Source organism: Epilithonimonas caeni DSM 17710, from assembly GCF_000426465.1.
Taxonomy (GTDB): Bacteria; Bacteroidota; Bacteroidia; order Flavobacteriales; family Weeksellaceae; genus Epilithonimonas; species Epilithonimonas caeni.
Window position 1 is genome coordinate 90,056 of the sequence record NZ_KE384527.1, and the last position, 14,425, is coordinate 104,480.

General features: G+C 37.5%; 13 protein-coding genes. 6 read left to right on the plus strand and 7 right to left on the minus strand.

Features of this window, described 5'->3' with window-relative positions; translation table 11 throughout:
* Positions 1–20: 20 nt before the first annotated feature.
* The 7 genes from K319_RS0115475 to K319_RS20600 form a co-directional block, all read right to left on the minus strand.
* Positions 21–1,103 carry a M20 family metallo-hydrolase gene (locus tag K319_RS0115475; RefSeq protein WP_027384416.1) on the minus strand — a complete coding sequence of 361 codons (1,083 nt, stop codon included), beginning with the start codon at positions 1,101–1,103 and terminating at the stop codon, positions 21–23.
* Entirely contained in the window at positions 1,078–1,869 is a 792-nt protein-coding gene (gene argB / locus K319_RS0115480) for an acetylglutamate kinase (protein WP_027384417.1), read from the minus strand. The genes K319_RS0115475 and argB overlap by 26 nt, the downstream gene beginning before the upstream one ends.
* Positions 1,870–1,973: 104 nt before the next feature.
* A complete protein-coding gene (locus tag K319_RS0115485; protein WP_027384418.1) occupies positions 1,974–2,927 on the minus strand; it encodes a Rossmann-fold NAD(P)-binding domain-containing protein in 954 nt (317 codons plus the stop codon).
* Positions 2,928–3,052: 125 nt separating this feature from the next.
* Positions 3,053–4,222, minus strand: a complete 1,170-nt coding sequence (locus tag K319_RS0115490; RefSeq protein ID WP_027384419.1) for an aspartate aminotransferase family protein — start codon at positions 4,220–4,222, stop codon at positions 3,053–3,055.
* Positions 4,223–4,597: 375 nt separating this feature from the next.
* Entirely contained in the window at positions 4,598–5,563 is a 966-nt protein-coding gene (gene argC / locus K319_RS0115495) for an N-acetyl-gamma-glutamyl-phosphate reductase (protein ID WP_027384420.1), read from the minus strand.
* A 100-nt stretch (positions 5,564–5,663) separates the two neighbouring features.
* Positions 5,664–6,857, minus strand: coding sequence for an argininosuccinate synthase (locus K319_RS0115500; RefSeq protein ID WP_027384421.1), 1,194 nt, complete (start codon positions 6,855–6,857; stop codon positions 5,664–5,666).
* The gene (locus K319_RS20600) at positions 6,850–7,428 is read right to left on the minus strand and encodes a GNAT family N-acetyltransferase (RefSeq protein ID WP_034671966.1); all 579 of its coding nucleotides are present in this window, start codon (positions 7,426–7,428) and stop codon (positions 6,850–6,852) included. The genes K319_RS0115500 and K319_RS20600 overlap by 8 nt, the downstream gene beginning before the upstream one ends.
* A gap of 161 nt (positions 7,429–7,589) precedes the next feature.
* Here K319_RS20600 and K319_RS0115510 point away from each other — a divergent pair, with 161 nt between their 5' ends.
* The 6 genes from K319_RS0115510 to K319_RS0115535 all read left to right on the plus strand — a co-directional run bounded on the left by K319_RS0115510 (position 7,590) and on the right by K319_RS0115535 (position 14,394).
* Complete coding sequence (locus K319_RS0115510; protein WP_027384422.1) at positions 7,590–8,006, plus strand: IS1/IS1595 family N-terminal zinc-binding domain-containing protein; 417 nt, start codon at positions 7,590–7,592, stop codon at positions 8,004–8,006.
* A gap of 167 nt (positions 8,007–8,173) precedes the next feature.
* Entirely contained in the window at positions 8,174–9,553 is a 1,380-nt protein-coding gene (locus K319_RS0115515) for a hypothetical protein (protein ID WP_027384423.1), read from the plus strand.
* A 28-nt stretch (positions 9,554–9,581) separates the two neighbouring features.
* A complete protein-coding gene (locus K319_RS0115520) occupies positions 9,582–11,162 on the plus strand; it encodes an MFS transporter (protein ID WP_027384424.1) in 1,581 nt (526 codons plus the stop codon).
* Positions 11,163–11,198: 36 nt separating this feature from the next.
* Positions 11,199–11,426 (plus strand): DUF6814 family protein, encoded by a 228-nt coding sequence (locus tag K319_RS0115525; protein WP_027384425.1) that lies wholly within the window; start codon positions 11,199–11,201, stop codon positions 11,424–11,426.
* A gap of 75 nt (positions 11,427–11,501) precedes the next feature.
* The gene (locus K319_RS0115530; RefSeq protein ID WP_027384426.1) at positions 11,502–11,696 is read left to right on the plus strand and encodes a hypothetical protein; all 195 of its coding nucleotides are present in this window, start codon (positions 11,502–11,504) and stop codon (positions 11,694–11,696) included.
* Positions 11,689–14,394, plus strand: a complete 2,706-nt coding sequence (locus K319_RS0115535; protein ID WP_027384427.1) for an ATP-binding protein — start codon at positions 11,689–11,691, stop codon at positions 14,392–14,394. Before K319_RS0115530 ends, K319_RS0115535 begins: the two co-directional genes overlap by 8 nt.
* Positions 14,395–14,425: the final 31 nt, after the last annotated feature.

The window sequence follows — 14,425 nt, forward strand, 5'->3', positions numbered from 1 at the left end:
AAGCCCGCCGCTATTGATATCTATAATATCTTTTCTAAAATCCTGATGTAAATATCGATGCCTTCGCGGATTTCGTCGATATAAACAAACTCATCCGCAGTGTGAGAACGTAAACTGTCACCAACACCCAACTTGACCGACGTGCATGGGATAATCGCCTGGTCGGAAGATGTCGGCGAACCGTAAGTTGTCCTTCCCAATGCCAATCCAGCCTGAACAAACGGATGATTGACCTCTATTTTTGAGGAATTGAGACGAAATGACCTCGGCGTGAGTTTCGATTTCATCTGAGACTGGATGATTTCGAAAACTTCCCGGTTCGTATATTCGTCTGTGACACGCACATCCAGAGTGAAATTACATTTTTCCGGAACTACGTTATGCTGAGTTCCCGCATTGATAACCGACAAAGTCACTTTCACTTCACCCAGATAATCCGAAACTTTTGGAAATTTGAAGTTCAAAATATTCTGCAAATCCTGCATACATTTCACAATCGCATTGTCATTGTTAGGATGTGCTGCGTGAGAAGGTATTCCGGTCATTTCCCCGTCAATCACCAATAAACCTTTTTCAGCGATAGCAAGATTCATTTTGGTTGGTTCGCCTACGATTGCTAATTCTACATTCGGAAGTTGAGGAAATAAAGCTTCAATTCCGTCCAAACCAGAGATTTCTTCTTCAGCCGTTAAAGCAATTACCAGATTATGAGTCAAATCTTCAGCCTCATAAAAATAAAGAAATGTCTGTGCCATTGCCACCAAAGACGCACCTGCATCGTTGCTTCCCAAACCAAATAATTTCCCATCTTTCTCCACCGGAATAAACGGGTCCAAAGTGTAAGCTTTGTTCGGTTTTACCGTGTCGTGATGTGTATTGAGAAGAATCGAAGGTTTTCCTGCATCAAAATGTTTGTTGGTTGCCCAAATGTTATTTTTGAATCGGTTCACAGTCAATTGATGCTCATTGAAAAATCCTTCTATGATGAGCGAAACGTTATATTCGTCTCGGCTCATAGAGGGCGTTGCAATGAGTTTTTTCAGCAATTTGACTGCATTTTCCGTTAATTCTTCTCTGCTAAAGACAGATTTCAGTTCCTTCATTTCGTAGTTTTATTTGGTCTGATAATTTTTCTTCTTTGATTAAAGCCACTTTCTGAACGCCATTTTCTTTGGCCTTGAAAGCATTCTCTAATTTTGGTAAAATCCCTTTGTGTAGCTTTCCTTGGGATTTTAATTCAGAAAATTCTTGTTTGTTGATCGTTTTCAAATTCGAATTTTCGTCTTCGATATTTTCCAAAACCCCATTTTTATCGAAACAGAACAACAATTCTGTATCGAAATATTTTGATAAAGCCTGAGCGATAGTTCCGGCAATCGTGTCTGCATTGGTGTTGAACAGATTTCCTTTTTTATCGTGAGTGATTGCAGAAAACACCGGAACCAGACCCAGATTTATTATATTAATAATCAATTCGTGATTGATACTTTTTTCATCGATATCGCCAACAAATCCAAAATCGATTTCTGGATGCTGTCTTTTTTCGGCTTTGATAACGTTGCCGTCCGCTCCGGAAAATCCAATCGCATTGCAATCGAAACTTTGAAGTTTTGCCACCAAATTCTTATTAATTCGTCCGGCATAAACCATCGTTACGATTTTCAAAGTTTTCTTATTCGTGATTCTTCGTCCGTCAATCATTGTCTGCGTGATTTTCAGTTTTTCAGCAAGTGTTTCTGCTAATTTTCCTCCACCGTGAATCAGGATTTTCGCTCCTTCGATTTCAGAAAACTGCTCAAGAAAAGCTTTCAATGCTTTTTTGTCATCGATAAGAGTTCCGCCGATTTTTATGATGTGTAGTTTTTGCATTGATGATTTTTTAAACGCAAAGTCCGCAAAGGTTTTTATTAATTATTGAAAATATTTTAAGGTTCGCAAAGGCGCTTACGCTCAGCAAATATTTATTCTAATTTTTATTTTAATTCATCTAAAATTTCACTAAAAACTACCTGAGCAGAAAAGATTCTGTTTTTTGCCTGCTGATAGATGATTGAGTTTTCGCCATCCATTACTTCATCACTCAGCTCAAGATTTCTACGAACTGGCAGACAATGCATAACCTTTGCTTGGTTGGTCAATTCTAATTTTTCATTCGTCAGCATCCAATCCCCTTCAACTTTTGGCATATTCGCATAATCATCAAATGAAGACCAGTTTTTCACATACACGAAATCCGCATCTTTCAACGCTTCATCCTGATTATGAATCACAGGCGTGTCTTTTGTGAAGCCTTTATCCAAATCATAACCTTCCGGATTGGTAATCACAAAGTCAACATCCATCTGCTGCATCCATTCTGTGAACGAATTTCCGACCGCCTGCGCAATCGGTTTGATGTGAGGCGCCCAGGTCAAAACGACTTTTGGTTTTCTATTTTCTGTCCAATTTTCGGTGATTGTGATGCAATCTGCCAAACTTTGTAGCGGATGTCGAGTTGCCGATTCCAAAGAAACAACCGGAACTTTGGCGTGTTTCAGGAACTGGCTCAGAATACTCTCTTTCACATCATCTTCTTTGTTTTTCATTCCTGCAAAACATCTCACAGCAATGATGTCGCAATACTGATTCAGAACTTCTATCGCATCTTTGATGTGTTCGACTGTGTCGCCGTTCATTACGGTTACGTCAGCAAATTCGAGATTCCAAGCTTCCTGAGCAGCGTTGAGAACCAGGACATTCAGTCCCAAATTCTGAGCGGCGATTTGTGAACTTAATCTTGTTCTAAGGCTGGAATTAAGAAAAACCAAACCAATTGTCTTTCCCTTTCCTTTGGTCGGATTTCCTAATGGATTTTCTTTTATTTTTAAAGCTTTTGCAATGGTATTTTGCAATTGAGCTATATCGTAAACGGAAGTGAAATTTTTCATCTTATTTTTTTTATCGCAAAGGCGCTAAATTATTTTATGTAATTCGACTTTTATAAGTCGCAAATTTTAATGCACGATTTTTGCGACTTTTCAACATTATAATTATTGATTCTTGCGCCTTTGCGTTATTTAAATTCTATAATTTCTTTTTTCGCATCAATAGATTTCAAGATTTTTTCTAAAGCATTGATGAACAAATCGGATTCTTTTTCCGAAATGTTAAGCGCCGGCAAAATCCGCAGAACATTCTTGTCATTGGCATTGCCCGTGAAAATAAAATGCTCAAACAGCAATGCTTTCCTGACATCTGCACAAGCTTGGTCGAGCTCAATTCCAATCATCAGACCTCGCCTTTTGATGTTTTTGATGTGAGGAAAATATTTGATTTTTTCTTCAATATAAGCACCTGTTTTTTCTGAATTTTCGATTAATTTTTCATTTTCAATGACTTCCAGAACAGCTAATCCTGCAATGCAGGCGAGATGATTGCCGCCAAACGTGGTTCCCAATAATCCGTAACTCGCTTCGAATTTTGGACTAATCAAAACGCCACCCATCGGAAAACCATTCCCCATTCCTTTAGCAACCGTAATCAAATCCGGTTTGATTTTGAATTCCTGATGCGCAAAGAATTTCCCGGAACGTCCGTAACCTGACTGAACCTCGTCCAAAATTAAAATCGAATTGTTTTCCTTGCACAATTTTTCAATCTTTAAAATGAAATCTTTCGTCAATAAATTGATTCCACCAACACCTTGAATTCCTTCTACAATCACAGCAGAAATTTCGTTTTGATTTTCTGCAAAAATCTTCTCCAATTCTTCTGAATTATTGAATTCACATTTGATGAAATTCTCAGATTCATTAACTGGCGCAACAATTTTTGGATTGTCTGTTACGGCAACTGCGGCGGAAGTTCGTCCGTGAAAAGCTTCTGAGAAATAAGCCACTTTCTTTTTCCCGTTATGAAATGAAGCCAGCTTCAAAGCGTTTTCATTAGCTTCCGCTCCGGAATTGCATAAGAACAACGAGTAATCTTCGTAACCTGACAATTTTCCCAATTTCTCAGCCAGTTCTTCCTGAATCTTGTTCTCCACAGAATTGGAATAAAAGCTGATTTTCTCCAATTGATCTTTCAACCTTTCAACATAATGCGGATGATTATGACCAATGGAAATCACAGCGTGACCACCATAAAAATCAAGGTATTGCTGACCGTTTTCGTCCCAGAGAAAAGAACCCTGTGCTTTTACAGGATTGATGTTGAAGAGTGCATATACGTTGAATAAATTCATAATTTTTATAATTGATAATCGATAAATGATTATTGATTAATTTTTATTTTGAACACAAAGGTCACAAAGTTTTTTATTCTACTAAATGTTTTTAAGTTCGCAAAACCGCTTCGCTTAGAGAAGCCTAAATTTAATTTTTATTAATAATTTTGTCCTAAACTCTTATTTTTAACACGAGCTCACAATATTTTTTCTATTCTAATCATTATTGTCGATGAAAATAAATACAATTAACCGGTCGCTCCTCTGGAGCTTTAATTTTTTAAAACAATCTTAGCTATTAACAGGGTTGCTCCTACCGGAGCTTTATTTGGTCTCAGAGAGACCTTCTGTTACTAAACATTGTCAGTCTGAGGCTCTCGAAGACTATTAATTTTAAAATGCTAAAGGTTTTAAATTCAAACCTAAATTTTGTTCCCAGCCATTGGCAATATTCATATTTTGGACAGCTTGTCCGGATGCACCTTTCAGAAGGTTGTCAATTGCGGAATGAACTGCTATTTTATTTCCTTGTTTTTCGATTTGTATAACGCAGAAATTGGTATTAACAACCTGTTTCATATCAATCGGTTTTTCTGAAACTTTCACAAAAAATGAATCCTTATAAAAGTCTTTATATAAAGAGTAAATCTTCTCCAACTCCCAATCACATTCGATAATAGAGCTTGTGAAAATCCCTCTTGCGAAATCACCTCGCCACGGAACAAAATTGAGTTCAACTTCTTGATTATTCAGCGTATTGACTTGTTTTAAAATCTCATCAACGTGCTGATGATTCAAAGTTTTGTAAGCAGAAATATTATCATTTCTCCAAGTGAAATGCGTGGTTGGTTGCAAAGATTGTCCAGCTCCGGTAGAACCAGTGATTCCCGTTGTGTAAACATCTTTCAGCAGATTTTCTTTCGCTAAAGGCAATAACGCCAACTGAATCGCAGTTGCAAAACATCCAGGATTGGCTATACTTTTAGAATTTTGGATTTCACCAAGATAAATTTCCGTTAAACCGTAGATGAAATTTCTGTTTTTAAAATCTCCTTCCAATCGGAAATCATTACCTAAATCAATAATCAAAGTTTCATCTGACACCAGATTTTCATTCAGCCAATTCTGACTTTCTTTGTGTGGAAGGCAAAGAAAAAGAATGTCGGTTTGTGAAATTTCATTCGTCAAAACCAAATCGCAAATTGAATCCAAATCCGGATATAATTCTGAAATCTTCACGCCGGAATTGGAACGACTGAACAAAAACTTTAATTCTATATTCGGATGAAAAGCCAGCAATCGAACAAGTTCGCTTCCTGTGTAACCGTTGGCTCCGATAATTCCGACTGATTTTTTCATATTATTTTGTTGAACCCTTCGGGTTCTGGTAAATTTTGATTTATTTTTCTCCATAGGTTTCACCTACGGCTATTCATATTGAACTCTTCGAGTTCTCTGGTTAATTCAATTTATTAACCTGATGATATATATTGAGTGAGTTGCTGAGGATTTTGGTAAATCCCTTCACATCTTCACCACTCCAGGCGAGATTTTCTTCGCCGTAACTTCCAAATTTTGAAGACATCAAATCATTGTCAGACTCGATTCCGTTCAGAATGAAACGATACGGATGAAGCGTGATGAATACCTTTCCATTAACGGTTTTCTGAGAATCCTGCAAAAATGATTCGATATTTCTCATCACCGGGTCAAGGAAAAGTGCTTCGTGAAGCCAGTTCCCATACCAATCTGACAACTGCGATTTTATCGTCTGCTGGTATTTTGACAACGTGTGTTTTTCCAGCAAATGATGCGCTTTGATGATGATTGACGCTGCAGCAGCCTCGAAACCGACACGTCCTTTGATGCCGACAATTGTGTCCCCAACGTGAATATCACGACCAATTCCGTAAGGTGAAGCCAATTGCTCAATCTTCTGAATTGCTAAAACGGGATGAGAAAACACTTCATCATTCACGGAAAACAGTTCTCCGTTTTTGAACTCGATTTCCAGATTTGTAGGTTCTGTTTTTTCAACTTGTGACGGAAACGCTTCTTCCGGAAGGTAATTCTGAGATGTCAAAGTTTCTTTTCCGCCAACCGAAGTTCCCCAAAGTCCTTTGTTAATGGAATATTTTGCCTTGTCAAAATCCATTTCGTAATTGTGATTTTTCAGGAATTGGATTTCATCTTCACGCGACAAACTCAAATCACGAATTGGTGTGATGATTTCGATTTTTGGACACATGACCTGGAACATCAAATCAAAACGAACCTGGTCATTTCCTGCTCCTGTACTCCCGTGCGCAATGGCAGCTGCTCCGATTTCCAAAGCAACTTCCGCAATCGTCTGCGCCTGAATCGTTCTTTCCGCACTTACAGACAACGGGTAAGTATTGTTTTTCAGAACGTTACCAAAAATCAAATACTTAACACAATCATTATAATATTTTTCCGAAGCATCAACAAACCTGTAAGAAGCCACACCTAATTTTTCCGCTTTTGCCTTAAGCGAAACCTCATCTTCCTTATCAAAACCTCCTGTATTAATCGTAACTGCGTGAACTTCGTAACCCAAAGTTTCACTCAGATATTTTGCGCAATAAGAAGTGTCCAAACCTCCGCTAAATGCCAAAACTACTTTCTTACTCATTGTTATTATTTATGGATTCAAAATTTTTCTTTTTCTCTTTATTCAGATTTTCGGGAACGAAAAGCATTGCCGTACAAAGACAGTTTTTACGTTCTTTCATCATCAAGATATCGTAGTTCACACAATTTTTACAGCCATTCCAGAATTGTTCGTCCTGAGTCAGTTCAGAATAAATAACCGGTTTGTAACCTAAACTGCTGTTGATTTTCATCACCGCCATTCCTGTTGTCAATCCAAAAATTTTCGCATTCGGATATTTTTCACGGGATAATTGGAAAATCCTTTCCTTAATCTGAGTTGCCAGACCGGCATTCCTAAATTGAGGCGAAACTATCAATCCGGAATTGGCTACATACTCACCGTTTGTCCATGTTTCTATATAGCAGAAGCCTGCCCAGATACCATTTTCGTCAATGGCGATAATAGAATTGCCTTCTGAGATTTTTTTGCCCAGATATTCGGAAGAACGTTTTGCGATACCAGTTCCGCGTTTTTTAGCGGAATCCTCCATTTCGTTTCTGATTTCTTCTACATAAACCAAATGTTTCTCTGAAGAAACTTCTAATTTCATTGATATTATCTAAATTAAGATGCAAAAATAAAATTATTTTACTTTATAAAACAAATAATTCAGATAATTTTATCTGTTAAATTTATTTTAACAATAATATTATCTTTAAGTAAAATTCAAATATTGCTAATTTATTATATATTTGCTAAAAAGGTATAGTTATGGAAAACCAATGTCCTAAATGCAATAACAAAAACGTTTCAAAAAGTGGAATTATCAAAGGAAAACAAAGATTCTACTGCAGGAATTGCAACTATAATTTTACGGTTAAAAAATTAGGGAAACAAATTGACGACTATTATGTCACCAAAGCCTTACAACTCTATCTTGAAGGATTAAGTTTCCGGGAAATTGAAAGAATCATAGGCGTTTCTCACGTCAGCATCAGTTCCTGGATTAAGAAATACAATATCACAAGACCCCCACATTCAGGATTCCATCCGGTTTATAAAGTATTGAAACAAAACGAATTGATAGAATACATTTCTCAGGAAAACAATCTTGAAAACTCGGGATTGATCATCACTCAATTTGCCGATAAGTATATGCTGATCAAGTGGGAGCGGTTCAAAAAATAAATGATAGTTGATAAATTATAAATAATCAAGACAGTCGTTTATCAGCTATCATTCATCAATTATAAATAAAACTATATACTTTCCATTAATATATATTAAATTTTTGTAAACAAAATATTAATAACAATTTGGCAATGATAAAATAAACACCAAATTATTATTAATTTATGAAGAAATTTCTCACTTTTATAGGATTGGCGTTTTTAAGCTCCAGCCTATATTCGCAAGGTTCGCCTGATTACGGGAATGGATTAAAATTAAATCTGAATCCTGAAGGCGATAAGTATGTAAGATTTATTCTTTGGAACCAGATATGGTTAAGAAATACAGAAATGAATCCCGGAACAATGGTTTCTGATGAAGCCACCAAAAATTCATGGAACATCGGAAACCGACGACTGAGAGCACTCGCTTATGCACAAATCACGAAGCGATATATGATTTTGATGCATTTCGGAATTAACAATCAGACTTTTATCAATGGCGGGGGCTCCGGAACGACAGGAACAGGCGGTTATGGAAACGGTAAAAAACCGCAAATGTTTTTTCACGATGCCTGGAACGAGTATGCCGTGGTTTTACCAGGAGAAGCCGGAAAATTCAGTTTGAGTCTGGGAGCCGGTCTTCATTATTATATGGGACTTTCCAGAATGACAATGGCCTCAACACTCAATTTCCTGACTGTTGATTCCCCGATTTTTACTTGGCCATTGATTGACAACTCTGACCAATTCGCCAGACAAATGGGAATGTTTGCCAAAGGAAAATACGGCAAATTCGAATATCGTTTTAGTTTAAACAAACCTTTTGCAACTAACCTTACACCAGTTGATGTTACAAATCCGGCAGCGAGAGTGGCAGTTGACAACAACGGAAACCCGGAATTCTCAAAGGCCGGTTATGTGGAATATCAATTCCTTGACTCGGAATCCAATCTTTTGCCTTTCAAAGTGGGCTCGTATTTGGGAACTAAAAAAGTTTTCAATGTAGGCGCCGGTTTTTACCATCAGAAAGACGGAACCAGAACTTCAGTCAATTCTCAAATCGAGAAACACGACATTGCTCTGTATGCGATTGATGCATTTGCAGATTTGCCATTAGGAAATGCGAAAAACAAAATGGCACTTTCCGCTTACGCAGGATTTTACAATTATAATTTCGGACCGAATTACCTGAGAAATCTTGGTATTATGAATATTGGCTCAACTGACCCCAATTTCGTTGGTGATAAAGCCATTGCAGGCGCAGGAAACCTCCAGCCAATGATCGGAACCGGAAATATCTATTATCTACAGGCAGGTTTACTTCTACCAAGCAATGCCGACAAACCGAAAATCAGAATTCAGCCTTTTGCAGCTTACACGAATAAAAACTTTAAAGCCCTAGAGAATTCGTCTTCGCAATTTGACATCGGTGCAAACTGGTTTATTGACGGCCATCACGCAAAATTGACAACTCAATACTCCACAAGACCAACCTACACAAGCGCAACAGCTGAACCAAAATCTAAAGGAGAATTCATCCTTCAGTTCCAGATCTATCTATAAAAATTTTTAACATCAAATCTTAAATACAATGAGCGATTCACATCACGAACAGTACGAAAACCTGAGCGACAAGCAGAAAAACCGCACCATCTGGAGCGTGATCATGGCTTCGTCCCTCGGAACTCTTATAGAATGGTATGATTTCTACATCTTCGGAAGCCTGGCAGTCGTCTTAGCCACAAAATTCTTCCCTGCAGATAATCCAACAGCAGCGTTCTTGTCCACCTTGGCAACTTTTGCAGCAGGTTTTGTCGTAAGGCCTTTTGGAGCATTATTTTTCGGAAGATTGGGAGATCTGATCGGAAGAAAATACACTTTCCTTGTAACACTTCTGATCATGGGATTCTCGACATTCCTCATCGGATGCATACCGAGTTATGAAACCATTGGTTTTATGGCACCGGTTTTAGTTTTAATCCTGAGACTTTTACAAGGCTTGGCACTTGGCGGAGAATACGGTGGTGCTGCAACTTACGTAGCAGAATATGCACAGCCCGGAAGACGCGGCTACTGGACATCCTGGATTCAGACGACTGCAACGGCAGGATTATTCATTTCATTAATTGTAATTCTGATTACAAAAACTTCACTATCTGCGGAGGAATTTGACAGTTGGGGATGGAGAATTCCGTTCTGGATTTCAATTTTGATGGTTATTGTTTCGTATTTCATCCGAAAGAATATGAAAGAATCACCGCTTTTTGCAAAAGCCAAAAGCGAAGGAAAAACCTCTACAAATCCTTTGAAAGAGAGTTTTGGAAACAGATTCAATTTCAAGTTTGTGCTACTGGCTCTTTTCGGAGCAGCGATGGGACAAGGTGTCATCTGGTACACGGGACAATTTTACGCAATGAGCTTTATGCAAAAAGTAATGAACATCGACACCACTCAAGTCGATTCATTAATGGCATTGGCGTTATTTCTCGGAACACCATTCTTCGTTTTCTTCGGATGGCTGTCAGATAAAGTCGGGAGAAAAGCAGTGATGATGACCGGAATGCTGGTTGCCATCTTAGCATACAGACCAATATACAGCGCAATGTTCAACTCTGTTGATACTGCTAAAAAAGAAGTTGCAGCAGGCGGAATCACAGAAAAAAGAACCGTGAAAGTTCACGACAAAATCGCAACCGACAGCTTGATCACTTTTCATAAAGAAATTGCTTACACTGACGGAACATTAATGAAAGAAGACAGTATTGTGCATTGGTCAGCCGCAGGTCCCGTAATGAAGGATGGCAAAGCGGAAGAGCCGAAAGTGACCAAATCTATTCACATCAATGATAATACAAGATGGTATCTGGTATTTTTAGTATTCATCCAGGTGATTTTTGTAACCATGGTTTACGGTCCAATTGCAGCATTCCTGGTAGAAATGTTCCCTGTCAGAATCCGTTACACGTCTATGTCTTTACCTTACCATATTGGAAATGGTGTATTTGGCGGACTATTGCCAGCAGTTGCAACATATCTTGTAACAACAGGAAAAGACGCAGGACACGCAGGCTGGTATCTGGAAGGACTCTGGTATCCGATTGGTGTTGCTGCAGTCTGTCTGGTAATCGGTTTGGTTTACATCAAAAACAAAAATCAAAATATCCATGAGTAATACTAGATTATTTATTAATTTTAAAACAAAGAAAAAATGGACGGACTAAAAAAAATATTAGGTGTAGTTTGGATATTACTGGCATTGGTAGTTCTCTACTTCGGACTGACAGTAATGGGAATCCCTAAACTAACATCAGGAAAACAGGAAGATTTGGTATTCGGGATTATTATTGTATTCATCCTCTTGCCTATTGTTTCCGGAGGATTGGGTGTATTCGGGTATTATGCCTTGAGCGGAGATTATTCCGAAGAAAAATTATAACACTAAATTATAATTCATATTTGATAATTGATGAATGATACTCGTTCATCAATTATCTTTTATCAATGATCATTTATGAAGAAACGACACGAACAAAAACTGATTCTCCTGAGCTTTGGACTATTTATCTTATTCAGTGCTCCGATGATTCTTTTGTTCAACAGCGAGAAAGAATTGTTCGGGTTTCCGATGATTTATATCTATATCTTCGGCGTATGGATGACCTCAATCATCATTTCGTTTGTCATTTTCAAAAAGTACGATGAATAGCTTTGCCTTATTTGCAGTTGTCATACTCTATCTCGCTCTTCTTTTCCTCGTGGCTCACAGTGCGGAAAAAAAGAAGAGCAAGATTTGGGTGAACAATCCTTACATCTATGCATTGTCACTGGCTGTTTATTGTACTGCATGGACTTATTACGGAAGCATCGGCGTTGCTGTGAATGACGGTCTGGATTACCTTCCGATCTATGTTGGTCCTATTATCATTATTCCGGCATGGATTTATATCAACAGAAAAATCATCCGAATCGCCAGAATCAACAAAGTCAGCAGTATCGCGGATTTTATTTCTTTGCGTTACGGAAACAGTCGTTCGTTCGGAGCGATAATCACTTTGGTTTGTATTTTCGGGATTATTCCTTACATCGGGCTTCAGATCAAAGCGATATCAGAAACGTTTCATTTGGTTACACAAACACCAATTTCGAAAGATTTGTTTACAGACAACGCCACTTATGTTGTTATTTTACTGGCACTTTTTTCGTCTTATTATGGTACGCGTTACGTGGATGCATCAGAAAAAAGATTAGGAATAATTTCTGCCGTAGCATTGGAAAGTTTTTTGAAATTAATTTTCCTAATTGTTCTCGGAATCTTCGTAACATTTTTTGTTTTTGACGGATTTTCCGACATCTATGAAAAAGCAAGTCAGTTTCAAGACTTCAAAGCTAAAAATACATTTTCAGGATTGGAAGGAAGCATCAACTGGATAATTCTTTGTTTAATTTCAGCTTCGGCAATTTTCCTTTTGCCGAGACAATTTCACACAACAATCGTTGAAAACAGACAGGAAAAACATTTGAAAACAGCGATTTGGTTTTTCCCGCTTTATCTTTTGATTTTTAATGTTTTTGTATTTCCGATTGCTTGGGGCGGACGAATTATTTTTGATGGACATTCGGTGAATCCTGAGTTTTATTCAATTTTGATTCCACAGCATTTCGGTAATCAATTGATTACGGTTTTGGTTTTTCTTGGCGGATTGAGTTCATCCATTTCGATGGTTATTATTTCGAGTATTACTTTATCGATTATGCTTTCCAACAACCTCATCATTCCTTATGGTTGGCTGGATAAATTCAAATCTGATAATGATGTAAAAAACACCAAAAACATTACAAATATTAGGAAAGTCAGTATTTTCATCCTGATTGTAACTGCTTTTATTTTTTATAAATTTTTCATTTTACAGAACAGTTTATATTCTGTCGGATTGATTTCTTTCGTCGTAATTTCCCAGTTGGGACCTTCATTTTTCGGAGCAATTTTCTGGAGACGGGGAAGTTATAAAGGTGCAGTTTTCGGTTTGATTGGCGGTTTGATCATCTGCTATTTCGGTTTGATTATTCCGCAGTATTACTTTTCTTACAATCAGGAATTCAAAGGTTTTTTGAGGGAAATGTATAATTCGTTCAGCTTTTTCAACATTCCTTATCTGGATAGTATTTCACAAGTTTTCTTTTGGTCGATTTTGGTTAATATGATTTTGTTTACAGTGATTTCTGTAAGTCAAAAAGGAGATTATCGGGAACGGAATTTTGCCGAAATCTATGTGGATGTTGACAGATACATTCAAAATCACGAAAATGCTTTTATCTGGAGAGGTAAAGCTTACGTTTCTGACATACGGAATATCCTGGTCAAATTCCTTGGCGAAAAGAAAACCGAACAGGCACTGCGGATTTTCAACCTCAAATACAACATCGATACCCGAACGGAAACTGCTGATGCGAGATTTATTAAGTTCTCTGAGAATCTTTTATCGGGAAGAATCGGAACGGCTTCTGCCAAAATCCTGATTGAAGGTGTGACTTATGAAGATAAAATATCTCTTAAGGAAGTTTTGGAAATCCTTGAAGAATCCAAAGAAAATATCAGCCTTAATAAAAAACTGACGGAACAAAGTCGGGAATTAAGACAACTTTCCGAAGAGCTTAGCTCTGCCAATGAAAACCTCATCTTCAAAGATAAGCAGAAAGATGATTTCCTGGATTCTGTTGCACACGAATTGAGAACTCCGATTACTGCAATCCGTTCTGCCGGCGAGATTTTGGCGGATGATGATGATATTCCGCAGGACATCAAGAAAGAATTCCTTAATAATATTATTACAGAATCTGATAGATTAAACGAAATCATCAATGACATTCTTTATCTCGATAAGCTTGAACACGGCGAAATCGCTTTGAATATCGAAACAAATGATATTATTGAAACCTACCAAAAAGCGCTGAACCCAATCAGTCATCTTATACACCAAAAGAGTATCCATCTCAGTGAAGTCAATCTTTTGACAAAAACTCAATTTGAATATGATGAAGCAAGGCTGATTCAGGTTTTTCAGAATATTTTGGGTAATGCCCTTAAGTTTACGGATATACAGGGAACAATTCAGGCGAAATTTCAGGAGAAAGGTAATCAACTTGTAATTTCGATTTTCAATACAGGAAAACAAATTCCGGAAGATGATTTGAATCTGATATTTGATAAGTTTTATCAATCCAGAAATCAAAACATCAGAAAACCTTTGGGAAGTGGATTGGGATTGGCGATTTGCAGAAAAATAATGGAAGCGCACCAAGGAAGCATATCAGCAAAAAATATGGAAATCGGCGTGGAATTTCAGATGATATTAAAAAGTGACAGTGGAGAACCCGAAGGGTTCAACTTGAATAGCCATAGTTGAAACCTATGGAAAACAAATCAAAACAAAAATA